General features: G+C 72.5%; 18 protein-coding genes. 5 read left to right on the plus strand and 13 right to left on the minus strand.

Going from position 1 to position 25712, the window contains the following annotated elements; translation table 11 throughout:
• Nucleotides 1-21 precede the first annotated feature (21 nt).
• The 9 genes from ACFYWQ_RS29155 to ACFYWQ_RS29195 all read right to left on the minus strand — a co-directional run bounded on the left by ACFYWQ_RS29155 (nt 22) and on the right by ACFYWQ_RS29195 (nt 12419).
• Nucleotides 22-3042: a glycoside hydrolase family 3 N-terminal domain-containing protein gene (locus ACFYWQ_RS29155; protein ID WP_389520358.1), complete on the minus strand. Its 3021-nt coding sequence runs from the start codon at nt 3040-3042 to the stop codon at nt 22-24.
• Between the two features lie 390 nt (nt 3043-3432).
• Nucleotides 3433-5043, minus strand: a complete 1611-nt coding sequence (gene cimA, locus ACFYWQ_RS29160; protein ID WP_389520360.1) for a citramalate synthase — start codon at nt 5041-5043, stop codon at nt 3433-3435.
• Nucleotides 5044-5379: 336 nt separating this feature from the next.
• Nucleotides 5380-5979, minus strand: a complete 600-nt coding sequence (locus tag ACFYWQ_RS29165) for a TetR/AcrR family transcriptional regulator (protein WP_389520361.1) — start codon at nt 5977-5979, stop codon at nt 5380-5382.
• 9 nt (nt 5980-5988) lie between these two features.
• Nucleotides 5989-7023 carry an agmatine/peptidylarginine deiminase gene (locus ACFYWQ_RS29170; protein ID WP_389520363.1) on the minus strand — a complete coding sequence of 345 codons (1035 nt, stop codon included), beginning with the start codon at nt 7021-7023 and terminating at the stop codon, nt 5989-5991.
• 9 nt (nt 7024-7032) lie between these two features.
• Complete coding sequence (locus ACFYWQ_RS29175) at nt 7033-8742, minus strand: urease subunit alpha (RefSeq protein ID WP_389520365.1); 1710 nt, start codon at nt 8740-8742, stop codon at nt 7033-7035.
• Nucleotides 8739-9485, minus strand: a complete 747-nt coding sequence (gene ureA, locus ACFYWQ_RS29180) for an urease subunit gamma (RefSeq protein WP_389520366.1) — start codon at nt 9483-9485, stop codon at nt 8739-8741. Before ureA ends, ACFYWQ_RS29175 begins: the two co-directional genes overlap by 4 nt.
• A gap of 219 nt (nt 9486-9704) precedes the next feature.
• Nucleotides 9705-10793, minus strand: coding sequence for a branched-chain amino acid aminotransferase (locus ACFYWQ_RS29185; RefSeq protein ID WP_389520368.1), 1089 nt, complete (start codon nt 10791-10793; stop codon nt 9705-9707).
• Nucleotides 10794-11055: 262 nt separating this feature from the next.
• On the minus strand, nt 11056-12099 hold the full coding sequence (locus tag ACFYWQ_RS29190) for a 3-isopropylmalate dehydrogenase (protein WP_389520370.1): 1044 nt from the start codon (nt 12097-12099) through the stop codon (nt 11056-11058).
• A 185-nt stretch (nt 12100-12284) separates the two neighbouring features.
• Entirely contained in the window at nt 12285-12419 is a 135-nt protein-coding gene (locus ACFYWQ_RS29195; RefSeq protein WP_389520372.1) for a hypothetical protein, read from the minus strand.
• A 391-nt stretch (nt 12420-12810) separates the two neighbouring features.
• On the opposite strand from ACFYWQ_RS29195, the gene ACFYWQ_RS29200 reads away from it, so the two are divergent.
• The gene (locus ACFYWQ_RS29200) at nt 12811-13017 is read left to right on the plus strand and encodes a DUF5988 family protein (protein ID WP_385068536.1); all 207 of its coding nucleotides are present in this window, start codon (nt 12811-12813) and stop codon (nt 13015-13017) included.
• Nucleotides 13018-13116: 99 nt separating this feature from the next.
• On the opposite strand, the gene pruA is transcribed toward ACFYWQ_RS29200, so the two are convergent.
• Complete coding sequence (gene pruA / locus ACFYWQ_RS29205; RefSeq protein ID WP_389520374.1) at nt 13117-14748, minus strand: L-glutamate gamma-semialdehyde dehydrogenase; 1632 nt, start codon at nt 14746-14748, stop codon at nt 13117-13119.
• 39 nt (nt 14749-14787) lie between these two features.
• Nucleotides 14788-15714 carry a proline dehydrogenase family protein gene (locus tag ACFYWQ_RS29210; protein ID WP_389520376.1) on the minus strand — a complete coding sequence of 309 codons (927 nt, stop codon included), beginning with the start codon at nt 15712-15714 and terminating at the stop codon, nt 14788-14790.
• A 174-nt stretch (nt 15715-15888) separates the two neighbouring features.
• On the opposite strand from ACFYWQ_RS29210, the gene ACFYWQ_RS29215 reads away from it, so the two are divergent.
• The 3 genes from ACFYWQ_RS29215 to ACFYWQ_RS29225 all read left to right on the plus strand — a co-directional run bounded on the left by ACFYWQ_RS29215 (nt 15889) and on the right by ACFYWQ_RS29225 (nt 21526).
• A complete protein-coding gene (locus ACFYWQ_RS29215) occupies nt 15889-17097 on the plus strand; it encodes a PucR family transcriptional regulator (protein ID WP_389520378.1) in 1209 nt (402 codons plus the stop codon).
• A 201-nt stretch (nt 17098-17298) separates the two neighbouring features.
• Nucleotides 17299-18483, plus strand: a complete 1185-nt coding sequence (locus ACFYWQ_RS29220; protein WP_389520380.1) for an FHA domain-containing protein — start codon at nt 17299-17301, stop codon at nt 18481-18483.
• Between the two features lie 85 nt (nt 18484-18568).
• The gene (locus ACFYWQ_RS29225) at nt 18569-21526 is read left to right on the plus strand and encodes a protein kinase (RefSeq protein ID WP_389520382.1); all 2958 of its coding nucleotides are present in this window, start codon (nt 18569-18571) and stop codon (nt 21524-21526) included.
• A gap of 58 nt (nt 21527-21584) precedes the next feature.
• Here the strand turns inward: ACFYWQ_RS29225 and ACFYWQ_RS29230 are convergent, their stop codons facing one another.
• Entirely contained in the window at nt 21585-22169 is a 585-nt protein-coding gene (locus ACFYWQ_RS29230; protein WP_389520384.1) for a TetR/AcrR family transcriptional regulator, read from the minus strand.
• 124 nt (nt 22170-22293) lie between these two features.
• Here ACFYWQ_RS29230 and ACFYWQ_RS29235 point away from each other — a divergent pair, with 124 nt between their 5' ends.
• On the plus strand, nt 22294-23868 hold the full coding sequence (locus ACFYWQ_RS29235) for an MFS transporter (RefSeq protein WP_389520385.1): 1575 nt from the start codon (nt 22294-22296) through the stop codon (nt 23866-23868).
• 145 nt (nt 23869-24013) lie between these two features.
• Here ACFYWQ_RS29235 and serA read toward each other — a convergent pair whose 3' ends face one another.
• Nucleotides 24014-25603, minus strand: a complete 1590-nt coding sequence (serA, locus tag ACFYWQ_RS29240; protein WP_389520387.1) for a phosphoglycerate dehydrogenase — start codon at nt 25601-25603, stop codon at nt 24014-24016.
• Nucleotides 25604-25712: the final 109 nt, after the last annotated feature.

The raw sequence follows: 25712 nt of genomic DNA on the forward strand, positions 1-25712 counted from the left end.
AACAATTAGGGCATATGGGTTCTATTGGGCTTTCTGTGCTTCCCGATAGGCCTCGGTCAGCTTCCCCACCGCCTCTCCGTACCGTCCCGTCAGCAGCAGGTGGTCGGCGTCGGCGAAGGGGCCCGCGACGGCCGCCGTCATCCGGCCGGCCCGCTGCTGGACGATCAGCCGGGCCTTGGTGACCAGCGCCCGGCCCGCGCTGTCGGCACCGGTCCGCTCGGCCGCCCGGGCCGCGGCGGCGAGCGTCCGCAGGGTGCCCTCGCCACCCTTCGGCACCTCGGTCAGCGTGGTCAGACCCCACCCGTAGGGGAACTGCGGGTCGTACGCCGTGTCGCCGACGTTGATCGGCAGCTGCGCCTCGGAGCGCGGCCAGGTGACGGGGAGCTGCCCGGTGAAGGGCCGCCTGCCGTAGAGCACGTCGGCCACACCGTCGCCCTCGGTGCCCGGCAGCCAGGAGGCGACCAGGGCGTCGACGGCGTCCAGCCGGTCGCCGACGAGCTGGGGCCGTCCGGAGACGATCAGCACCACGCACTTCATCGCCGCGCAGACGGTGTCGACGGCGGCCCGGTCGGCCGCGGACAGTTCCAGGTCGTGGCCGTTGCCGACGTCGCCGACGCCCTCGGCGTACGGGGTCTCGCCGACGACGACCACACCGACGTCGTGGCCGGCGGTCGGCGCGGAGGCGTCCTTGCTGTACGTCAGGTCGGGGTCCGCCGCGCGCATGGCCTCCAGGACGGTCGTGCCCGGGGTGATGTCACCGGAGGAGCCCTGCCAGGTGATGGTCCAGCCGCCGGTCTGGTTGCCGATGTCGTCGGCGTTGGAGCCGGCCACGTACACCTTCTGGGACTTCTTCAGGGGCAGCACGCCGCCCGCGTTCTTCAGCAGCACCTGGGACTCGGCGACCGCCTCGCGGGCCACGGCGCGGTGCGCGGCGGAACCGATCTCCGCGATGCCGCTCGTGTCGGCGTACGGCTGCTCGAACAGGCCGAGCCGGAACTTCTGGGTGAGGATGCGGGAGACGGCGTCGTCGATCCGCCGCTCACTGATCCGGCCGGCCTCGACCTCGTCGACGAGCGTGGTGTGGAAGGTCTTGTAGACGTACGGGACCATGATCATGTCGAGGCCCGCGTTGACGGACGTCCGCACGTCGGAGGCGTAGTCGCCGGGGAGCTGGTCGATGGCCTGCCAGTCGCTGACGACGAAGCCCTCGAAGCCCATCCGGTCCTTGAGCACGCCGTTGATCATGTCGGCGCGGGCGTGCATCTTCACCGGCCCCTGGTCGTCGCCGATGATGTCGAGCGAGGAGTACGACGGCATGACCGTGCCGACGCCCCGGTCCACGGCGTCCTGGTAGGGCGCCAGGTGGACGGCCTCCAGCTCCTGCCGGGTGACCTCGGTGACGCCCTGGTCGAGGGTGTAGGTGCCGGTGGTGGAGGAGCCGTAGGCGGTGCCGCCGTCGCCGACGAAGTGCTTGGCCGTGGCCAGGACCGTGTCGGAGCGGTCCAGGTCGGCTCCGTCGGCGCGGCCCTGGAGGCCCTGGATCACCGTCTCCAGCGACTCCACGAGCGCCGGGTCCTCGCCGAAGGACTCGTAGGTACGGCCCCAGCGTTCGTCACGGGCGACGCACAGGCAGGGGGCGAACGTCCACGGGACACCGGTGGCCCGGGTCTCGGCGGCGGTCACCCGGCCGGTGCGCCGGACCAGGTCCGGGTCGCGGGTCGCGCCGAGGCCGATGTTGTGCGGCAGGACCGTCGCGCCGACGAGGTTGTTGTGGCCGTGCACCGCGTCCACGCCGTAGATCAGCGGGATCTGGAGGCGGGTGGCCTGCGCCCGCAGCTGGAAGGTGTCGATCATCTTCGCCCAGGCCTCGGGGGTGTTGGGCGTCGGTGTGGAGCCGCCGCCGGACAGCAGTGAGCCGAGGTCGTAGGCGGCGATGTCACCGGCGGCGGTGAGCGCGCCGCGTTCGGCCTGGGTCATCTGCCCGGCCTTCTCCGCCAGGGTCATCCGGGAGAGCAGGTCGGCGACCCGCTTCCGCACGGGCAGCCGCTCGTCCAGGTACGGCAGTCCGTGCGCGTCCACGACCACGCTCGGGTTCTCGGCCGGCGCCTTGGCGCCGGTGACGGTCAGCCGCAGGGGGATCGTCTCGGCGGTCTCGCCCGTCCGGTCCTTCAGGGTCGGCACCTCGATGGTCCGGGAGGCGCCGGAGGCCGTGCCCGCGGGGAAGGTGAGGGTGCCGCTGACCGGCGTGTAGTCGCTGCCGGAGCCGGCGCTGCCGCCGCCGGTCTCGTACGCCACCGTCACCGGCTCGTCGACGGGCACCGCACCGGTGGTGGCGACGGTGACCCTCACCTTCGCCGTGCCGCCCTCCGTCACCGGGTAGACGGCCGCGTCGGTGGTGACCGAGGCGCGCAGGGACTGGTCGGCCTTCCCGTACAGCTCGACGGCGTCCATGGCGAAGTCGCCCGGGGTGCCGACGGGCAGGGTGACGGCGTACCCCCACATCGCGGTGAGGCCCAGGACCTGGTCGATGCCGCCGACGGGCTGGTAGTCCGTGCGATAGGTGAAGTCGGTGAACGGGATCTCGATCTGTTTCCAGCCGCTGAAGTCGTCGGTGAACGACGTCGTCCACAGCTCGGAGGCCTCGCCGTGGGCGCCGCCGTCCTTGAGCTCGAAGGCGATCTTCGCGCCGGTGCCGCGGCCCTCCCACCAGAAGCGGATGCCGCGGTGGGCCGACCAGTCGTGGGCGGGTTCGTCCGCGGCGAAGTCGTGGGTGAAACCCCCGTAGCCGCTGATGTCGTAGGTGCCGGTGAGGACCTTGTCGCCCTCGGGGGCGTCGGCGCGGTCGGCCAGCCGGAGGGCGGGCGGGTCGTCGGCGTCGCCGCCCCAGGTGAAGATTCCCTCGGCGGGCTGGCCCCCGAAGGGCACCTCGCCCTCGAAGCGGTCGACGGAGACGGGAGCGGGGTCGTCGGCGGCCGTGGCGGACGCCCAGGGGAGCAGGGCTGCGAGCAGGGTGGCGGAGGCGAGCAGGGCGGTTCTTCGCATGGACCTTCCCTCGGCACTCGTAAGTCCACTGAATCACTCATGGCTTAGATCAGGCCGTGAGTTAACTGACGGGGCCTGGCGGCGTCAAGGCTTCACGTCGGGACTGGTGCAGAGGTGGCGGACGGCCGGATCGGGGGGTCTGTTCGTTCGGCTTGTGAAGGCGGGGGGGGTGCACGGGGGGCTGACGCGGCGTCATGTGCGGGGCGGGGGGGGCGGCGTGGGTTGCTCGCCCCCGCCGCCCCTTCCCGTCCCGTCCCCGGGGGCTCCGCCCCCGGACCCCCGTTCGGCCCTGAACGGGCCTCGTCCTCAAACGCCGGACGGGCTGGGGGGCGGCCTCGTCCTCGAACTGCCCCGGAGGGGGCACCCCCAGACGGGCTGGGACGAACCGGCTTACTCGGCCGGGGTCACCCCGGCCCTCAGGAGGCCGTAGGTGTAGGCGTCCTCCAGGGCCTGCCAGGAGGCCGCGATCACGTTCTCGGCGACGCCGACCGTGGACCACTCGCCCGCGCCGTCCGTCGTGGCGATGAGGACGCGGGTGGTGGACTGGGTGCCGTGGACGCCTTCCAGGATGCGGACCTTGTAGTCCACCAGGTCGAGCTTGGCGAGCTGGGGGTAGATCTTCTCCAGGGCCACGCGCAGGGCGCGGTCGAGGGCGTTGACCGGGCCGTTGCCCTCGGCGGTGGCGACGATGCGCTCGCCCTTGGCCCAGAGCTTGACGGTGGCCTCGTTGGCGTGGGTGCCGTCGGGGCGGTCCTCGACGATCGCGCGCCAGGACTCGACGGTGAAGTACTTCAGCGGCCGGCCCTCGACCTCGGTGCGCAGCAGCAGCTCGAAGCTGGCGTCGGCCGCTTCGTACGTGTAGCCCTTGAGCTCGCGCTCCTTGACGCGCTCCACGACCCGGCCGACCAGCTCGCGGTCGCCGCCGAGGTCGATGCCGAGTTCCTTGCCCTTGAGCTCGACCGAGGCGCGGCCGGCCATGTCGGACACGAGCATCCGCATGGTGTTGCCGACCAGCTCCGGGTCGATGTGCTGGTACAGGTCCGGGTCGACCTTGATCGCGGAGGCGTGCAGGCCCGCCTTGTGCGCGAAGGCCGAGACGCCCACGTAGGGCTGGTGCGTGGAGGGGGTGAGGTTCACGACCTCGGCGATGGCGTGCGAGATACGGGTCGTCTCGCGCAGCTTGCCCTCGGGGAGGACCTTCTTGCCGTACTTCAGTTCCAGGGCCGCCACGACCGGGAAGAGGTTGGCGTTGCCGACCCGCTCGCCGTAGCCGTTCGCGGTGCACTGGACGTGGGTCGCGCCCGCGTCCACGGCGGCCAGCGTGTTCGCCACCGCGCAGCCGGTGTCGTCCTGGGCGTGGATGCCGAGGCGGGCGCCGGTGTCCGCGAGGACGGTCGAGACGACGGCCTGGATCTGCGCCGGGAGCATGCCGCCGTTGGTGTCGCAGAGGATGACCACGTCGGCGCCGGCCTCCGAGGCGGCCCGGACGACCGACTTGGCGTACTCCGGGTTCGCACGGTAGCCGTCGAAGAAGTGCTCGCAGTCGACGAAGACGCGGCGGCCCTGCGCGCGGAGGAAGGAGACGGTGTCGCGGACCATCTCCAGGTTCTCGTCGAGCGTGGTGCGCAGGGCGAGCTCGACGTGCCGGTCGTGGGACTTCGCCACCAGCGTGATGACCTCGGCGCCCGAGTCCAGCAGCGCCTTGACCTGCGGGTCCTCGGAGGCCTTGGCCCCGGCCCGGCGGGTGGCGCCGAAGGCGACGAGCTGGGCGTGCCGGAAGTCGATCTCCTGGCGCGCGCGGGCGAAGAACTCGGTGTCGCGCGGGTTGGCGCCCGGCCAGCCGCCCTCGATGAAGCCGACGCCGAAGTCGTCCAGGTGCCGTGCGATCGCGAGCTTGTCGGAGACGGTGAGGTTGATGCCCTCACGCTGGGCGCCGTCCCGCAGGGTCGTGTCGAAGACGTGGAACGAGTCGTCGAGTTCGCTGGTTGCCGTCTCGGTCATGGTCTCAAGGCTCCTGTTGTGGATCTTCGGTCTTACCGGAATGACCGGCTCCACCATCCCCCCATGGTCCCTCACGCTCTCGCTCCCGGCTGAAGGTGGGCCAGGAAAACGAAAAACCTCTCGCGGGTGCGAGAGGTCTGCGCGCGGGTCGAGGACGACGGTGGCCGCCCGTACCTGGTCGTACGTGGCGGTCACTGCGGACCGGCGCGCCTGCTGCCAATAATCATGGCGAACGAGAGCACGGGGGCAGTCTGGCACAAGCCGCCCCCGTGGCCACGGGGTGTCTCAGGATGCGGGCGGTGGGGTGTCACGGCACGGGCCCCGTACGGCCCCGGCTCAGGTGTCCGCGAGGAGCGTGCGCTCCACGAACTCCCGTACGTGGCCGAGAACCTGGTCCCGGTCCGTGCCGCGCAGGCCGATCGCCACATGGATGGAGAAGCCGTCGAGGAGGGCGCGCAGCCGGGTGGCGGCGCGGTCGGGGTCCACGGGCCGGAACTCCCCGCGCGAGGTCCCCTCGGCGATCAGCGCCACCAGGTCGCGGTGCCAGGCCCCCTCGATGGCGGCCTGCCGGTCCCGGGCGGCGTCGTCGGCGTTCTGCGAGCGGTTCCAGACCTCCAGCCACAGGGTCCAGTGCGGGTCGCGATGGCCGTCGGGGACGTACAGGTCGACGTAGGCGTCGAGGCGTTCACGGGCCGGTCCCCCGCGGGCCAGCAGTCGGCTCCGCTCGGCGCCCAGCCGGCCCTCGCTCCACTCCAGGGTGCGCAGCAGGAGTTCGTCCTTGGAGCGGAAGTAGTAGAGGAGGTGGCCGCTGCTCATGCCGACCTCGCGGCCGAGCGCCGCCATGGTGAGCTTCTCCAGCCCGCGTTCGGCGATCATCTCCATGGCGGCGGCGAGGACGTCCTCGCGCGGCGGCGCCTGTCTGCGCCCACCGGCCATCTGCGGCTCCTAGATCTTCGGCTGCTGCTGGGTGATGCAGTGGATGCCACCGCCGCCCGAGAAGATCGTACGGGCGTCGACCAGCGTCACCGTGCGCTCGGGGAACAGCCGCCGGAAGATGCCGGCCGCGGTCTCGTCGCGCGGGTCGTCGAAGCCGCACAGCACGACCCCGCCGTTGCAGAGGTAGTGGTTGATGTAGGAGTAGTCGGCCCAGTGGCCGTCGGCCTCCAAGGCGGTCGGGGCGGGTACCTCGACGACCTCCAGACGGCGGCCCCGGGCGTCCGTGCAGGACCGCAGCAGGCCGATGACCTCCTTCGTCACCTCGTGGTCGGGGTGGGCCGGGTCCGGCTGGTGGTGGGCGACGACCACGCCGGGGCGGGCGAAGGCGGCGACGATGTCGACGTGGCCGAGGGTGCCGTAGCCGTGGGGAGGGTAGTCGCCGGTGAGGCCGCGCGGCAGCCAGATGGCCTTGCGGGTGCCGAGGTGGGCGTGGATCTCGGCCTCGACCCGCTCGCGGGACCAGTCCGGGTTGCGCTCGGGGCCGAGCTGGACCGTCTCCGTCAGCAGGACGGTTCCCTCGCCGTCCACGTGGATCGCGCCGCCCTCGTTGACCAGCTTCGAGGCGTACGTCCGGGCGCCGGCGAGGTCCGCGACGGACGCGGCGATCTTCGCGTCGTGGTCCCAGCGGGCCCAGTGCTGGGCGCCCCAGCCGTTGAACGTCCAGTCGACGGCGGCGAGTTCCCGGCCGTTCGTCAGGAACGTGGGGCCGATGTCGCGCATCCAGGCGTCGTCGAGGTCCCGCTCGACGGTGTCGACGCCGGGTCCCAGCAGGGTCCGCGCCTCGGACGACTGCCCGGGGCCGCACACCACCGTGACCGGCTCGAAGCGGCGGACCGCCCGCGCGACGGACGCCCAGGCGCTCCGCGCGGCGGCCAGGTCCGCGGGGTCGTCGAAGGTGGGGTTGGGGGACGGCCACGCCATCCAGGTGCGCTCGTGCGGGGCCCACTCGGCGGGCATGCGGAAGCCGTCGGCGGCAGCAGACATGACGGGTCCTCAGAGGAAGTAGAGGCGGTTGAGGGAGACGGACTCGGCCGGCCGGGAGCGCAGCGGCTCGCCGTCGAGGGTGACCAGGCCGGTGCGCTGGTCGACGTCGACGGCTCCGGTGCGGGAGTTCAGGCGCAGGTCGGCCGGGCCGATGCCGCGGGTGCCGCGGACGGCGACCCTGCGGCGGCGGGTCGGCATCGAGTCGTGGCCCTGGTCGAGGGCGGCGCGCGCGACGAAGGCGACCGAGAGGTCGGCGGGGGTGGCGCCGTAGGCCCCGAACTGCGGCCCGAGCACCAGGGGTTCACAGGTGTCCGTCGCCGCGTTCGGGTCGCCGACCACGCCGTACGCCGGGAAGCCGGCCTTCAGTACGAGCTGCGGCTTGGCGCCGAAGTACTCCGGGCGCCACAGCACGATGTCGGCGAGCTTGCCGGTCTCGATCGAGCCGACCTCGTGCGCGAGGCCGTGGGCGATGGCGGGGTTGATGGTCAGTTTGGCCATGTACCGCAGGACGCGCTCGTTGTCGTGCTCCTCGGGCGCGCCGAGCTCGGCCTTCATCTTGCCGGCCATCGCGAACGTGCGGCGGACCGTCTCGCCGGCGCGGCCCATGCCCTGCGCGTCGGAGGAGGTGATGCCGATGGCGCCCAGGTCGTGCAGGACGTCCTCGGCGCCCATGGTCCCGGCGCGGATGCGGTCGCGGGCCATGGCGGCGTCGCCGGGCAGGTCGGGCTTGAGGTCGTGGACGGAGACGATCATGCCGTAGTGCTCGGCGACGGCGTCCCGCCCGAAGGGGAGGGTGGGGTTGGTGGAGGAGCCGATGACGTTCGGGACGCCGGCCATCTTCAGGACGTTCGGCACGTGTCCGCCGCCGCAGCCCTCGATGTGGAAGGCGTGGATGGTACGGCCCTCCAGCACCCGCAGGGTGTCCTCGACGGAGAGGCACTCGTTCAGCCCGTCGCTGTGCAGGGCGACCTGGACGTCGTGTTCCTCGGCGACGCGCAGGGCCGTGTCCAGCGCCCGGGTGTGGGCGCCCATGTCCTCGTGCACCTTGAAGCCGGACGCGCCGCCCTCGGCGAGCGCCTCGACCAGGGGTGCCTCGTGGGAGGACGAACCCCGGGCCAGGAAGCCGATGTTGACCGGCCAGGCGTCGAAGGCGCCGAACGCGTGCCGCAGCGCCCACGGCGAGTTGACCCCGACCCCCCACACCGGCCCGAACTCCTGCCCGATGACGGTGGTCACGCCGGAGGCCAGCGAGGCCTCCATGATCCGCGGCGACAGCAGGTGGACGTGCGTGTCGACGGCACCGGCGGTGGCGATCAGCCCTTCGCCGGAGACGATCGAGGTGCCCGTGCCGACGACGACGTCTACGCCGTCGAGGGTGTCGGGGTTGCCGGCCCGCCCGATCGCGTGGATCCGGCCCTCGCGGATCCCGATGGACACCTTGCGGATGCCCTGCACGGCGTCGATCACGACGACGTTGCTGATCACGACGTCGCAGGTGTCGCGCACGGCGGCGGCCTTGAGGTGCAGTCCGTCGCGGGCGGTCTTGCCGAAGCCGGCCAGGAACTCGTCGCCGGGGCGCTGGGAGTCGGACTCGACGCGGATCACCAGCCCGGAGTCGCCGAGGCGGACGCGGTCGCCCGCGCGCGGGCCGTGCGTGGCGGCGTACTCGTACGGGGTGAGGTGGCGGTTCTCGGCGGGGTGTCCTCCGGGGCGGCTCATCGTCCGTCCTCCTCGTCCGTCGTTCCCGGTACGCCGTCCGTCGTTCCCGGTACGCCGTCCGTCGTTCCCCGTACGCCGAGATAGCCGCAGGCGGCGGCCCGGCGCAGGGCCTCTTCCTTCGCGCCGGGCGCGTCCAGCGGCCCGTCGACCAGTCCGGCGAAGCCGACCGCGATCCGGTCGCCGCCGATCGGCACCAGTCCGACCTCGTGCGTCTCCCCCGGCCCGAACCGCACCGAGGAGCCGGCGGGGACCGCGAGCCGCATCCCGTAGGTCCGCTCGCGGACGAAGTCCAGGCGCGGGTTGGCCTCGAAGAAGTGGAAGTGGGAGGTGACGGAGACGGGCACGCCGGCGGTGTTGGTGACGGTGAGCCGCACGACCGCCTCGGGCTCGGTGTGCCCGGGGCCCGGCAGCAGCGCGCCGGGCGCTTCGGGGCCGAGCCCGCCGCCGAGGGGGTCGGAGACCACCGCGAGCCGTGAACCGTCGTCGAAGACGGCCTCGACGTGCACCTCGGTGACGACGTCGGCGACGCCCGGCAGCACGTCGTCCGGGCCGAGGACCGACCGGGCGCGCTCGATCGCCTCGGCGAGCCGGGCGCCGTCGCGGGCGGCCTCGCAGACGGTGTCCGCGATCAGCGCGGTCGCCTCGGGCACGTTGAGCCGCAGCCCGCGGGCGCGGCGCGCGCGGGCCAGCTCGGCGGCACCGAAGAGCAGCAGCCGGTCACGTTCCGTGGGGGTCAGTCTCACGACGGGGACCTCCTTGCCTTCCCACACTTTAGAGCACCACTCTAAAGGCAAGGAGTGGGTTGCAGAAGCCCGTGCCGACCACCATGGACTTCCTCACATTGAGCGTCACTCAAACACGCGGTGATGGGGAGCCGGGAACGCGGCAGGGCCGCCGCGGACGCGTGGCGTCCGGGGCGGCCCTGGGGTGACGGTGGTGCGGCGGTGGGGCGCCGGCGGGGCTCAGCCCAGCTGCTGCATCCATCCGTGCCGGTCCTCGGCGGTGCCGCGCTGGATGTCCAGCAGGGCCTGGCGCAGCCGCAGCGTGACCTCGCCGGGCTCGCCGTCCGACTGCTTCCACTCGGCGCCGGCGCGCTTGACCGTGCCGACGGGGGTGATGACGGCGGCGGTGCCGCAGGCGAAGACCTCGGTGAGGGTGCCGTTCTCGGAGTCGCGCTGCCACTGCTCGACGGAGACGCGGCCCTCCTCGGCCTCGTAGCCGAGGTCGCGGGCGACGGTGAGGAGGGAGTCGCGGGTGACGCCCTCCAGGATGGAGCCGGTGAGGGTCGGCGTGATGATCTTGTTGCCGTACACGAAGTACAGGTTCATGCCGCCGAGCTCCTCGACCCACCGGTGCTCGACCGCGTCGAGGTAGCAGACCTGGTCGCAGCCCTCGGCGGCGGCCTCGGCCTGGGCGAGCAGGGACGCCGCGTAGTTGCCGCCGGTCTTGGCGTCGCCCATGCCGCCGGGGACGGCGCGGACGCGGTCCTCGGAGACCCAGATGGAGACCGGCTTCACACCCCCGGCGAAGTAGGCGCCGGCCGGCGAGGCGATCACCAGGAAGAGGTACTCGTTCGCGGGCTTGACCCCCAGACCGACCTCGGTGGCGATCATGAAGGGGCGCAGGTAGAGGGACTCCTCGCCGCCGTGGGCCGGCACCCACGCCTTGTCCTGCTCGACCAGGACGTGGCATGCCTCGATGAACGTCTCGACCGGCAGCTCGGGCATGGCGAGGCGGCGCGCGGAACGCTGGAAGCGCTTGGCGTTCTGGTCCGGACGGAAGGTGGCGACGGACCCGTCGGGGCGCCGGTAGGCCTTCAGGCCCTCGAAGATCTCCTGGGCGTAGTGCAGGACGTTGGTCGCCGGGTCGAGCGGGATCGGCGCGTACGGAACGAGCTGGCCGTCGTGCCAGCCGCGGCCCTCGGTCCACTTGATCGTCACCATGTGGTCGGTGAAGTAGCGGCCGAAGCCGGGGCTGGCCAGGATGGCCTCGCGCTCGGCGTCGGAGAGCGGGCCGGCGGACGGCTTGAGCTCGATCGTGGGCGTCGTCATGGGTGGTTGTCCTTCACCGGTTGTAGTGACGGGCCGCGCTCACCCCCGCACGGCCGGTGGCCGGTGCTAGGACGTCCGAGCATTCCCTCGTACCGCAGCTCCGCGTTCGATTATCACGCGGCGGCTGCGCTGGAAGAAAACGGGGTGAATGCGGCCCGGGGTCGATGGTGGCACCCGGCGACGGCATACGGGAAACCGCCGGGTGCGGAAGCGACCCGGCGGTTTCTCGTAGTGATCTGCGGGAGATCGAGTGCGCGGCGGGTCAGCCGGCTACTCGTACGGAGAGGGCGTCGCCGATCTCCGAGGTGGAGCGGGCGGGCTTGCCGGTGCGCTCGGCGAGGTCGGCGGAGACCGCGTCCTCGATGCGGGCCGCCTCGGCGTCGTAGCCGAGGTGGCGCAGGAGCAGGGCGACGGACAGGACCGTGGCGGTGGGGTCGGCCTTGCCCTGGCCGGCGATGTCCGGGGCCGAGCCGTGGACCGGCTCGAACATCGACGGGAACGCGCCGGACGGGTTGATGTTCCCGCTCGCCGCGACGCCGATGCCGCCGGAGACGGCCGCGGCGAGGTCGGTGATGATGTCGCCGAAGAGGTTGTCGGTGACGATCACGTCGAAGCGCTCGGGCTGGGTGACCAGGAAGATGGTCGCCGCGTCGACGTGGATGTACTCGGTGGTGACCTCGGGGAACTCCTCGGCCACCTTGTTGAAGATGTTCGTCCACAGGTGGCCGGCGAAGGCCAGCACGTTGTTCTTGTGGACCAGCGTGAGCTTCTTGCGCGGGCGGGCCTGCGCACGGGCGAAGGCGTCACGGACCACGCGCTCGACACCGAAGGCCGTGTTCACGGAGACCTCGGTGGCGACCTCGTGCTCGGTGCCCTTGCGGATGGTGCCGCCGTTGCCGGTGTACGGGCCCTCGGTGCCCTCACGGACGACGACGAAGTCGATCTGCGGCTCGCCGGCCAGCGGGGTGGCGACACCCGGCAGCAGCTTGGACGGGCGCAGGTTGACGTGGTGGTCGAAGGCGAAGCGCAGCTTGAGCAGGAAGCCTCGCTCCAGGACGCCGGAGGGGACGCTCGGGTCGCCGATGGCGCCGAGCAGGATGACGTCGTGCTTCTTCAGGGCGTCGAGGTCGGCGTCGGTGAGGGTCTCACCGGTGGCGTGGTAGCGCTGGGCGCCGAAGTCGTACTCCTTGGTCTCCAGCTTCACATCCTGCGGGAGGACGGCGGAGAGGACTTTGAGACCTTCGGCCACGACTTCCTGGCCGATGCCGTCACCCGGGATCACTGCGAGATTGATGCTGCGAGACATGCCCGGCACCCTACCCCTCGTCCCATGGAATGACATGGACCGTCCGCCATACGGACAGCGGGGGTGTGTCGGCAGCGTGCCGGAACCGCGGTTCCGGAGTGCGGCGCGGAGCCCGAAGTCCCGTTCGGGGCCCGCGCCGCACCCCGTCGGGTGCGGCTCCCGGTCCGGGGCGGCCTGGGGCAGGCCTACAGGTGGCCGGTCTCGCCGCCGTTGTCGCGGCGGTCGAGGGCGCGCTGGAGCGCGGCGGCGGCGTTCTTGCGGTCGGACTCGCTCGTACGGGGGGCACGGCGGACTCGGCGGCGGACGGTCGTCTCGGCCATGGGTGATCGACTCCTTCGACACAGCAGGGAGTACGGAAGGGGGTACGAGACGCCGGATGGGCGGGGAGCGTGGCCGCAGGGGTGGCCTGCCGGGGCCGGGCTCACGACCGCCATTCGCTGGATCGAGCGAGACGTTCGGCTCCTACAAAGCTAAGCGAGGAGCACGCGGCTGTCTCCACAATTACTCGGACTTCCTACTATCTGAGACAGTGCGGTGCGTCACACGGTCCCCACCTGCGGTTTCCCGGACCCGGTGCGCCCCTCGCCGCGGGACCGGTCGTCCACCGCCGATCCTCCGCACCGCCGATCCTCCGCACGGCCGATCCTCCGCACGGCTGATCCTCCGCACGGCGTGTGGCATCGCGTTCCGGCCGGGGGAACGGTCTTGGTCATGAGCGACGAGCCCCAGGCACTTCTCGAGGGCGGTCCGGCCGATCTGCCCGACCGGATCGTCCCGATCACGACTCCCGGAGAGGACGTGAAGATCGAGCTCCGCAACGGCTACGAACACTTCCGTCCCACCGACCGCCAGGCCGACACCCCCCGGGGCAGGCTGCCGGTGTACGAGTGGTGGGAGCGGACGGAGATGCCCGGCTAGGGCCGGTGCGGGGCGGGGCGGGACCCCACACCCGTCTCCGGCACGCGCGAGGGGCCGGGCTGTCCGCCCGGCCCCTCGCCCGTCGTGTCCGCCCGCTCGTCAGCCCATGTGCGGGTAGCCGTAGTCGGTCGGCGGGACCAGCGTCTCCTTGATGGCGCGGGTCAGGGTCCAGCGCGTCAGGTTCTGCGGGGCGCCGGCCTTGTCGTTGGTGCCGGAGGCGCGGCCGCCGCCGAAGGGCTGCTGGCCGACGACGGCGCCGGTCGACTTGTCGTTGATGTAGAAGTTTCCGGCCGCGTACCGGAGCCGGTCCATGGTGTGCGCCGCCGCCGCGCGGTCGTTCGCGATGACCGAGCCGGTGAGGGCGTAGTCGGACACCGACTCCATCTGGGTCAGCATCTCGTCGTACCGGTCGTCCTCGTAGACGTGCACGGCGAGGACCGGGCCGAAGTACTCGGTGGTGAAGACCTCGTTCTCCGGGTCGGTGCACTCGATGACGGTCGGGCGGACGAACCAGCCGACCGAGTCGTCGTAGGAGCCGCCCGCGACGACCGTGCAGGACGGGTCCTCCTGGGCGCGGTCGATGGCGGCCTTGTTCTTGGCGAAGGCGCGCTCGTCGATGACGGCGCCGATGAAGTTCGACAGGTCGGTGACGTCGCCCATGGCGATGCCGTCGACCTCGGCGGCGAACTCCTCCTTGAAGCCCGAGTTCCAGATCGACGCCGGGACGTACGCCCGGGAGGTCGCCGAGCACTTCTGGCCCTGGTACTCGAAGGCACCGCGGGTCAGGGCGGTCTTCAGGACGGCGCGGTCGGCGCTCGGGTGGGCGACGACGAAGTCCTTGCCGCCGGTCTCGCCGACCAGGCGCGGGTAGGCGCGGTAGTTCTCGATGTTGGCGCCGACCGTCTTCCACAGGTGCTGGAAGGTCTTGGTCGAGCCGGTGAAGTGGATGCCGGCGAGGTCGCGGTGGGTCAGGGCGACCTCGGAGACCTCGATGCCGTCGCCGGTGACGAGGTTGATGACGCCCTTGGGCAGGCCCGCCTCCTCCAGCACCCGCATGAGCAGCACGGCGGCATGGGTCTGCGTCGGGGACGGCTTCCACACCACGACGTTGCCCATCAGGGCCGGGGCGGTGGGCAGGTTGCCCGCGATGGCCGTGAAGTTGAACGGCGTGATCGCGTAGACGAAGCCCTCCAGCGGGCGGTGGTCGAGGCGGTTCCACACGCCCGGGGAGTTGGCCGGGGGCTGCTCGGCGAGGATCTGGCGGGCGTAGTGCACGTTGAAGCGCCAGAAGTCGACCAGCTCGCAGGGGGTGTCGATCTCGGCCTGCTGGGCGGTCTTGGACTGGCCGAGCATGGTGGAGGCGGCCAGCGTCTCGCGCCAGGGGCCGGCAAGCAGCTCGGCGGCGCGCAGGATGATCGCCGCGCGGTCGTCGAAGGACATGACGCGCCAGGCCGGGGCGGCGGCGAGGGCCGCGTCGACGGCGTCCTGGGCGTCTTGCCGGGTGGCGTTGGCGTAGGTGCCGAGGCGGGCCTTGTGGTTGTGCGGCTGCACGACGTCGAAGCGCTCGCCACCGCCCATCCGCCGCTCGCCGCCGATGGTGCAGGGCAGGTCGATCGGGTTGTCGGCCAGCTCCTTGAGCCTGGCCTCCAGACGGGCGCGCTCCGCAGAGCCGGGGGCGTAGCCGTGCACCGGCTCGTTGACGGGCGTGGGGACCTGGGTGACAGCGTCCATGGGTTCCGTGACTCCTTGAGTTGAGCGGGTGGTTCGGGCTCAGCCCTTGCTGACCATCGAGCGGACGAAGAAGCGCAGGTTCGCCGGCTTCTCCGCGAGGCGCCGCATGAAGTAGCCGTACCAGTCGGTGCCGTAGGCGGTGTAGACGCGCATGCGGTGGCCCTCGGCGGCGAGCCGCAGGTGCTCCTCGCCGCGGATGCCGTACAGCATCTGGAACTCGTACTCGTCGAGCTTGCGCCCCGCGGAGCGGGCGAGCTCCTGGGCGATGCTGATGAGCCGCGGGTCGTGCGACCCGATCATCGGGTAGCCCTCGCCCTCCATCAGCGTGCGCAGGACCCGGACGTACGCCTTGTCGATCTCGTGCCGGTTCTGGTACGCGACCTCGGCGGGCTCCTTGTACGCGCCCTTGACCAGCCGGACTCGGCTGCCGTTCGCGGCGAGGCGGCGGGCGTCGGCCTCGGTGCGGAAGAGGTAGGCCTGGATGACGCAGCCGGTCTGCGGGAAGTCCTTCCGCAGCTCGTCGTGGATGGCGAACATCGAGTCGAGGGTGGTGTGGTCCTCGGCGTCCAGGGTGACGGTGGTGCCGATGGCGGCGGCGCCCTCGACGACCGGGCGGACGTTGGCCAGCGCGAGCTCGTGGCCGCCGGGGAGCGCCTGGCCGAACATCGACAGCTTGACGGACATCTCGACGCGGGGGCCGAGGTCCAGCTCCTTCAGGCGGTCGATCAGCGCCAGGTAGGCGTCCCGGGCCGCGGTGGCCTGCTCGGGGGTGGTGATGTCCTCGCCGACGACGTCCATCGTCAGCTCCAGGCCCTTGGCGGTGAGCTCCTCGATGATCGGCGCGATGTCGTCGACGGTCTCACCCGGGATGAAGCGGTCGACGACCTGCTTGGTCACCGGGGCCGCCGAGATCAGGCGTCGCATCCGGTCGCTGCGCGACGCGGCGAGAATCACGGGACCCAGCACGGGGCACCTCCACTTACCAACCCATACGAGGCCGGTGCCCGACGATTCGGGACCGGCACGGAGAACCACCGTGAAACCTAAGGATCCCTCCGATCGTCGGCCATCGACAGCTGTCACGCATCCGTGCCGCAGATCTCAGACAGATGTATGAAGGACGCCTTCGACCAGCGCCGAATGCGGGAGAATGCCCAGGTGGCATCGGACTACAAGGGCGACTACCAGGAACTCGTCGACGAGATCTCGGAGCTCCTCGGCGCCCCCGCGACCCTGGAGAACCGCGACTTCGAGCTGATCGCGTTCGGCGTCTACGACAGCGAGGACGAGCTGGACGCCTCCGCCCTGGACCCGGTGCGCACCCGCTCGATCCTGACCCGGCGCTCCACGGCGGCGGTCCGGACCTGGTTCGAGGGCTTCGGCATCACCCGGGCGACCGGCCCGGTCCGTATCCCGCCCACCCCGGAGGCCGGCGTGCACCGGGGCCGCGTCTGTCTCCCCGTACGGCACCGGTCCGTCGTCTACGGCTACGTCTGGCTGCTGGACGGCGATCCGGGCCCCTCGGACGCCCAGTTGTCGGCCGCGATGGAGGTGACCGGCCGGATCGGCGCCCTGCTCGCCGACGAGGCCCAGCACGGCGCCGACCTCACCCGGGAGCTGCGGGCGGTGCTGACCGCCGAACGGGACTGGCAGCGGGACATGGCGGTGGCGGAGCTGCGCACCGCGCTCGGCGTCCGCGCCGAGGGCCCCCACACGGTGGTCTGCGTGGCCCCCTGGCCGTCCGCCGACCCGGACGACGCGCCCTCGCTGCGCACCCTGCCGGGGGCGGAGGCCCTGTGCACGGTGCCGCCGGGAACCGGGCACGGCTCCTCGCCGTCGCTGGCGCTGCTGGTGCGGCTGCGGTCGGCGGACGCCCTGGGACCGGCGCTCTCGGGCGCGGCCCGTCTGCTGGAGCGGGCCGGGACGGCGCACCGTCCTGCCGCCGCCGGCCTCGCCGCGCCCCGTGCCGGCCTCGACGAGCTGGGCACGGCCTGGCGGGAGGCGGCCGCGGCGGCGCGGGCCGCGCGGGCGGAGCCACGGCTGGGCCCGGTCGCGCAGTGGGCGGAGATCGGCCCGTACCGCCTGCTCACGGCGCTCCCCGCGCACAGCGCCCACGACCCGGCCGTCCGGTCGCTGCTCGATCCGGCGCACCGCGAGCTCGCCCGCACCGCCGAGACGTACCTCGACTGCGCGGGCCAGGCCGGCCGCGCCGCCGCCGCACTGGGCGTGCACCGGCAGACCCTGTACTACCGGCTGTCGCGGGTGGAGCAGCTGACGGGCCTGGACCTGGACGACGGGGAGGACCGGCTGCTGCTGCACATGGCGCTGAAGGGCGTCCGGCTGACCTGAGGTCGGCGACCGGCGGACACCCGGCTGACCTGAGGCCCGCCACCGGCGCGTACCCGGCTGACCTGAGGCCCGCCACCGGCGCGTACCCGGCTGATCTGAGGTCGGCCACGGGCTGATATGTCGGACAGGACGGCACACGGTGGCCCCGGGCGCTAGCCTCTCCTCCCGTACCGGGCGGCCGACTGCTGGGGGGCGAGGGGCGTGGGAAGCGACATGGCGGCGCTGCGCCGCATGGAGCGTCATCTGCTGGGGACGGCGCAGGAGGCCAATTACCTGGTCGACCTGTCCAACGTGGTGCGCGACCGGGCGCTCGGCGGCGGGGCACCGCGCTCGCTGCACCGGCTGCGGCTGGTCCTGCGCGCGCTGTGCGAGTCCACCGGCGACCGGGAGGTCACCGTCCACGCGATCGCCGACAACAGCCTGCTGCACCCGCGCCACGACGGGGAGTTCCCCGACCCCGCGGAGGGCGCGCTGCTGCGCGCGTGGCGGGACCGGGGCCTGATCGCCGCCATCGCCAAGGCGGACCCCGACCTGCTGGACCACGCCGAGGAGTTCGGGACCAGGGTCATCAGCGGTGACTTCTTCACCGGGCACCGGGGAGAGCACCCCTGGATCCAGGGGGACCGCGAGCACTTCCTCAAGCCCGAGCGGAGCGGGGGCGGGCCGGTGCGGCTGGTGCTGCGGGACATGCGGGTGTTCGCCGACCGGGAGGTCTCCCGCGAGGGCGAGCGCGACGGGCTCAAGGCCCGCAACCTGCTGGACTTCAAGGGCAGGCCCCGCGCGGACGTGCTGGGCCGGTCCTGGCGCTGCCCGCGCCCGGACTGCAACCCCGGCCCGGCCATCCAGCGGGGCAAGGTGGTCTGCCGGTCCCACCGGACCCTGCTGACGGACCTCGGCCCGCGCCGCCGCCGGATCCAGCTGAAGATCCTCGTCGACGGGACCTGCCACGCCTGGGAGAACCTGACCGAGGGCGCCGAGGGACAGGACAAGGAGTTCGTGCTCGGCCGCAACCACCTCGCGAGGATCGAGGAACGCCATCTGTCCGACGAGCGGCGGGGCAGGATCAGCAGGCAGCACCTGCTGCTCGTCTCCAGCCGGGGCGTGCTGCGGGTCCTCGACACCAGCCTGGTCGGCAGCCGGGTGCGGACCGTCCGGCCGGGCGGGGAGCCGACGGCGTGGCGCCCCCTGCCGCGCCGCGACGCGGCCGCCGGGGTCGGGTCCGGGCAGCTCCCGCGCGCCTTCGGGCCCGACGACGAGATCGAGCTGGTCCCCGGGGTCGTGCTGCGCCGCAGCGGCCAGCGCTGGCCGGAGGAGCGGCCCGAGGGCGTGCGGGCCAGACCGCCGAGGCGCCCCAGGGGCGGTGACGAGTTGACGCGTCTGGGCTGAGCGGGCGCGGGCTCGGGACGGGGGTCCGGCGGGGCGCCCGGATAAAATGACGGCGGGGAACGGGTGGAGCCGGTGGGGGGGCCGAGTGGAGCCACTGCGGGAGGACGATCCGGAACGGATCGGCGGGCACCGGTTGTTGGCCCTCCTGGGCCAGGGCGGCTGGGGGAACGTCTACTTCGCCCGCACCGACGGCGGCCGCTCGATCGCGCTGAAGACGATCCGGCCGGACCGTCTCCAGAAGGACCCGGAGCGGTTCCGCAGGCGCTTCGCCCGGGAGGTCGAGGCCGCCAAGGCGGTCGACCCGAAGCACACCGCCGAGGTCGTCGACTTCGACACCCGGGCCCCCGAGCCCTGGCTCGCCACCCGTTACGTCGCCGGTGTGAACCTGGCGGAGGCGCTGGAGCACTGCGGCGGCCCGCTGCCGCTGCGGACCTGGCGGGTGCTGGCGGCCGACCTGACCGACGCGCTGCGCAGCATCCACCGCGCGGGCCTCGTCCACCGCGACCTGAAACTCGCCAACATCCTCCTGGCCGCCGACGGCGCCTCCGTCATCGACTTCGGCATCGCCCGGCACCTGGCCCCCGAGGACGGTGCCTCGCTGACCGCGACCGGGGCCACCCCGCGGACCACGACGTTCGCCTCGCCCGAACAGCTCCGGGACGAGCGGGTGGGGCCGGCCGGTGACGTCTTCGCCCTGGGGCTGGTGCTGGGCTACACCGCCCTGAACCGCCACCCGTTCGGGACCGGCTCCACGATGCAGATCGGCGCGAGCATCCTGACCGGCCGGCCGTCGCTGGACGGCCTGCCTCCCACGGTCCGGAAGATCGTCCTGCCGTGTCTGGAGCCGAGGCCGCAGAACCGGCCCGAGCCCGCGGAGGTCGCCGCCCTGCTGGCCGCGGACGCGCCGTCGAACGCGAAGGACTGGCTGCCTCCGGGAGTACGGGCGGAGATCGACGAGCGGTCCCGTTTCGCCATCGACACGGAGCATCCGCTGCGTCCACGGCCCCACGAGCACGTCCGGCCCTCACCGGCGGACACCCCGTCCGGGGTCCCGTACGACCCCACCCCGGCGGAACCGCGGTCCGCGCCGCACGCCCGTCCGCTGCGGGAACGCGAGCTGTCGACGGCGCCTCCGGTCCGGCCGGGGGCCGACACGACCACCCTGCCCCCGCCGGCGGCGGGGCCCGAGGTGCGGCTCCCGGAGAAGAAGCCGAAAGTCGCGCCCGCCGCGCTCCGGGCCGCCGCCGAGGCGGGGAACGGCGAGGCCATGCGTCAGCTGGCCGCCCGCCACAAGAGCGCCGGTGACGTGGAGTCGGCTCTGCTGTGGTACCGGCGCGCGGCGGACTCCGGCAATCCCACCGGAGCCCGCGAGGCCGGGCAGCTGCTGGAGAAGCACTTCCCCGAGCGGCGGGCGCAGATCCTCGCGCTGTACCGGGCTGCGGCAGCGGCCGGGGAGGACTTCTCCAGGACACGGCTGACCGAGTTGCTGGGAGCGGAGCAGGAGAAGGCGGAGCAGGCGAAGAAGGTTCCGGCGGAGCAGGCGAAGAAGGTTCCGGCGGAGCAGGCGAAGAAGGTCCCGGCGGCGCAGCGGAACGGAAAGACGGCGGGACCGAAGCAGACCGAGAAGGCTTCGGCGCCGCAGCAGAACGGCAAGGCGGTCGTGCGGACCGGCGAGACGCCGGCGCGCGGTCCCGCCCCCGCGCCCGCCGCCACCCCCGGCGCCGACGCCCGGGCCGGTCGGGCGCCGATGCCCGCGGGGGAACAGGCGCTGCTCCGCGAGCACCGGGCCCCGGCCCTGGAGGGGCGGCTCAAATCCATCCTGGTGATCGCGAACTGGTACAAGCAGCACAAGCGCGACGAGTCCGCGCTCGTCTGGTTCTGGCGGGCCGCCGAGGCCGGCCACGAGCACAGCATGCACGTGACCGCGCAGCTGCTCGAGAAGGATCCCGAGCGCTGGAACGAGTCGCTCGACTGGTACCGCAAGGCGGCCGGGACGGGCAACGTGGCCGCCATGGTCCGGGCGGGACGCCTCCTCCTGCGGGCGGACCGGCCGGCGGAAGCGCTGGGCCACTTCCGCACCGCCGCCGGCAAGGGACACGTGAACTCCATGGTCGATACGGCGCGCATCCTGGAGCAGACGGGGCAGCCGGACCGGGCGCTGGAGTGGCTGGCCCGCGCCACGGCCCAGGGCAGCACGGCGGCGGCCAAGGAGGCGAACCGGCTCCGAGCCGCCCTGCGGCGCACCTCACCGCCCCCTCCCGAGACAGCCCCTGCGCCCAAGGCCACCCCTGCACCACAACCCACCCCCGCACCCAAGCCCACCACTCCACCCAAGCCCACCCCCGCCCCCCAGGCCGAACCGCCCCAGAAGAAGATCCCGGCCCGGGTGAAGCCGAAGTCCGACACCGCCCCCAAGGGCGGCCGGCCGAGCGTGTCCCAGCTGCGCAAGGAGGCCGCGGCGCACGAGCGGGAGGGCCGACTTCAGAAGGCCCTGGACGGGTACGTCCAGGCCGCTGATCAGGGAGACGTGGCCTCCCGGCGGGACGTCGCCCGGCTCTGCCTGCGGCTGCACGACCACAGCACCGACGCCGACGGGCGCAGGCGCCTCAAGAAGCGGGCGCTGCGGCTGTACCGGAAGCTGGCGGAGGAGGGTGACCAACCGTCGATCCTGGTCCTGGCCGAGCTGGACGGCGAAGCCCGGACCCAGGCGGAGACGCAGTTGCAGGCCGCCGAGGCGGGAAGCATCAAGGCGATGCGTGCCGTGGCCCGTACGGAGCTGCGGGCGGGAACGGAGGACTCCTTCCAGGAAGCCCTGCGCTGGCTGCACGCGGCAGCCGGCCGGGGCAGCACCGGAGCCATGCTGGACGGCGCCCGCGCGTACGAGGACCGCGGCCGGTACCGGGAGGCCCTGGAGTGGTACCGGTGGGCCATGGACAGCGGTGACCGGGCGGCCGTACCGCACATCGAGCGCCTGGAGGCCGAACACCCCGGGACCGCCCTGATGCACCGCTGGTCCAGGCGCCTGCGCCGCGCGTGGTCCTGACGCCGCCGTAGCGGTCGTACGGCACGTCGCGGACCAGGTGCGGGAGGCGGCGGACCCGTCAGCCCCGGGCGGCCGCCTGGAGCATCCGGCGCAGCCCCTCGGTGAGCCGGTCCGCGTCGGGCGCGGTCTCCGGGTCGAAGGTCCACTGGGCGATGAGGCCCGTCATGAGGGTCACGCAGAACAGGCCGACCGTGTCCGCGGTCTCGTCCGACACGTCCTCCTCCCGCCCGCCCATGAGCAGCGGGACGAGTCCGCGTCCGGCCTCGCGCTGGGCGCGGACGAGGTGGTCGCGGACCTCGGGCAGCTGGTCGCCCATGACCACGATCTCCATGCTGAGCCGCCAGATGGAGCCCGGCTCCCGCATGGTGGCGATGATGTTGGACCACACCGCCCGGAACCGCTCCAGTGAGCCCGGCTCCCCTGCGAGCCCGCCCTCGTCGCCTCCCGCGAAGGTGTCGCCCATCCCCTCGACCAGCGCCACGTAGGCCTGCGCGAGCAGTGTGTCCTTCGAGCCGTAGTGGTAGCCGATCGAGGCGAGGTTGGTCCCCGACTCCTTGACGATGTCGCGCGCCGTCGTCCGCGCGAACCCCTTCTCCAGCAGGCAGCGCTGAGCGCCTTCGAGCAGATCCTCACGGTGTCCCATGCGGCCCACCCTATCCCCCGATCCATACACCCGTCCTAGACGCATGAGTGATACGGACGTCCTAGACGGTTGACTTATACAGTTGTTCTAGACAGATGTTTAATACAGCCGTACAGTCCTCGCCATGACGAACTCGACGCGTACTTCAGCGGGCGGCGCCCGCGCCGGGCGCCGCGAATGGACCGCTCTCGGCGTCCTGATGCTTCCGCTGCTCCTGGTCTCCATGGACGTCTCGGTCCTCTACTTCGCCGTCCCGGCGATCAGCGCGGACCTGGAGCCGAGCGGCACCCAACAGCTGTGGATCTTCGACATCTACGCGTTCGTCCTGGCCGGCCTGCTGATGACGATGGGCTCGCTGGGCGACCGCATCGGCCGGCGCCGGCTGCTGCTGGCCGGCGCGGCCGCCTTCGGCGCCGCCTCGCTCGTCGCGGCGTACGCCGACAGCGCCGAGACCCTCATCGCGGCCCGCGCGGTCCTCGGTGTCGGCGGCGCCACGCTGATGCCGTCGACGATGGCCCTGCTGCGCACGATGTTCACCGACCCCGGTCAGCGCGCGAAGGCGGTGGGCCTGTGGTCGGGCGTGATGACGGCCGGGATCGCGCTCGGCTCGGTGATGAGCGGCGTGCTGGTCGAGCACTTCTGGTGGGGCTCGGTCTTCCTGGTCAACCTGCCCGCGATGGTGCTCCTGCTGGTCCTCGGGCCGGTCCTGCTGCCCGAGTCGCGCGATCCCGCCCCCGGCCGCTTCGACTGGGCCGGCATCCCCCTGTCGATGGCCGCCGTGCTGCCCGTGGTCTACGGCCTGAAGGAGATCCCGTCCGAGGGCTGGAACGTCCGCTACGTCGTCTCGATCACCGTCGGTCTGCTCTTCGCCGCGCTCTTCGTCCGCCGTCAGCGCACGGCCGTCTCACCGATGATCCCCCCTGCCCTGTTCCGCGGCCGCGGCTTCGCCCCCTCCGTCGTCCTCAACCTGCTCTCGGCGTTCGGCGTGCTGGGTTCCGCCTACTTCACCACCCAGTACCTTCAGTCGGTGCTGGGCAAGAGCGCGCTGGAGGCCGCCCTGTGGGCGCTGCTGCCGTCGGTTCCGATCGGCGCGGCCGCGCCGGTCGCGACGGGGCTGGTGCAGCGGGGCGTCCCCCGGGCGCACGTCGTCACCGCCGGATTCGCGGTCTCCGCGGCCGGCTTCGCGCTGCTCGCCCTCGCCGGTACCGACTCGCTGGTGCTGGTGCTGGTCGCGTGCGCCGTCCTCGCCGTCGGGGGCGTCACCGTGATGTCCCAGATCATGGATCTCGCGATGGGCACGGCCCCGGTCGAGCGGGCGGGCACCGCGTCCTCCCTGATGGAGACCTCCGCCGAGTTCGGCGGCGCCCTCGGCATGGCGGTGCTCGGCTCCGTCGGGACGGCGGTCTACCGCCACGGGATGCCGGCGTCGGCGCCGGACGCGGCCCGCGAGACGCTGGGCGGGGCCCTGGCGGTCGCCGACCGGTTCCCGGGCCTGGCGGCCGTGGCCCGGGAGGCGTTCACCGACGGGATGCGGGGCGCGGCGATCACCGGCGCGGTGGTCCTGGCGGGGGCCGCGGTGCTGGCGGCGCTGAGCCTGCGACGGGCGGAGGTGCGCGAGGCGGAGGCCGGGAAGGCGGATGCCGGGAAGGCGGATGCCGGGGAAGCGGATGCCGGGGAAGCGGAGAAGGCCTGCGTGTGACGCACCCCGGACAGACGGACGCCGGACGGGCTGCTGTGGCCCGTCCGGCGTTCGGCGAGGAGGCCCGTTCAGGGCCGAAAGGGGGCCCGGGGCGGAAGCCCCGGGCTGCGGCGACCGCGGCGGGCGGTCACCGGAGACGGAACGGTCAGACCAGGTTCACCGCGCGGGCCGACGTCGCGCCGATCTCCGCGGCGACCTCGCCGAGCACCGTGGCGGACACGGTGTCGTCCACCGTGAGCACGGCCAGCGCCTCGCCGCCCGCCGCCGCCCGGGCGACCTGCATACCGGCGATGTTGATCCCGGCCTCGCCGAAGATGCGGCCGACGGTGCCGACGACACCCGGACGGTCCTCGTAGCGCAGCACCACCATGTGGTCGGCGAGCGCGAGGTCCACGTCGTAGTCGCCGACCGCGACGATCTTCTGGAGGTGCTTGGGGCCGGCCAGCGTGCCGGAGACCGACACCTCCTCGCCGCTGCCGAGCGTGCCGCGCACGGTGACGACGTTGCGGTGGTCGGCCGACTCCGAGCTGGTGGTCAGCCGCACCTCGACGCCGCGCTCCTGGGCGAACAGGGGGGCGTTGACGTACGACACCGTCTCGTCGACGACGTCCTCGAAGACGCCCTTGAGGGCGGACAGCTCCAGCACCTTCACGTCGTGCTGGGTGATCTCGCCGTAGACCTCCACGTCGAGGCGGACCGCGACCTCGCCCGCGAGCGCGGTGAAGATGCGGCCGAGGCGCTCAGCGAGCGGCAGGCCCGGCTTGACGTCCTCGGCGATGACACCGCCCTGGACGTTCACCGCGTCCGGCACCAGCTCACCGGCGAGGGCGAGACGGACGGACTTCGCGACCGCGATGCCCGCCTTCTCCTGCGCCTCGTCGGTGGAGGCACCGAGGTGCGGCGTGGCGACGACCTGGTCGAACTCGAACAGCGGGGAGTCCGTACAGGGCTCCTTGGCGTACACGTCGAGGCCGGCGCCGGCGACCCGGCCCTCCTTCAGCGCCGAGTACAGCGCCTCCTCGTCGACGATGCCGCCGCGGGCGGCGTTGACGATGCGCACGCCCGGCTTGACCTTGCGCAGCGCCTCGTCGCCGATGAGGCCGACCGTCTCGGGGGTCTTGGGCAGGTGGACGGTGATGAAGTCGGAGACCTCCAGCAGCTCGTCCAGCGACAGCACCTTCACGCCCATCTGGGCGGCGCGCGCGGGCTGCACGTAGGGGTCGTAGGCGACGACCTTCATGCCGAAGCCCGACATGCGCTGGGCGACGAGCGCGCCGATGCGGCCGAGCCCGACGACACCGAGGGTCTTCTCGGCCAGCTCCACGCCCGTGTACTTGCTGCGCTTCCACTCACCGTTCTTCAGCGCGGCGTTGGCCTGCGGGATGTGGCGGGCGGTGGCCAGGATCAGACCGCAGGCCAGCTCGGCGGCGGTCACGATGTTGGAGGTGGGGGCGTTGACGACCATCACGCCGGCCTTGGTGGCGGCGGAGACGTCGACGTTGTCCAGGCCGACGCCGGCTCGCGCGACGACCTTCAGTTTGCCCGCGGCGGCGATGGCCTCGGCGTCGACCTTGGTGGCCGAGCGGATCAGGATCGCGTCGACGTCGGCGATGGCCGGGAGCAGTTCGGCTCGGTCCGCTCCGTTGCAGTGCCGGATCTCGAAGTCCGGGCCGAGCGCGTCCACGGTCGCGGGCGACAGCTCTTCAGCGATGAGTACGACGGGGTTCGAGCTCACGTGAGTCCTCACAGTTCCAATGCGTGCGGACGGCCGTCCCGACGGCCGCAGGCGGAGGAGGGGCTAGCCGCGTGGAAGACGCACGACGCTGTGGGCCTGACGCGTATGT

Source organism: Streptomyces sp. NPDC003247 (genome assembly GCF_042888135.1).
Taxonomy (GTDB): domain Bacteria; phylum Actinomycetota; class Actinomycetes; order Streptomycetales; family Streptomycetaceae; genus Streptomyces.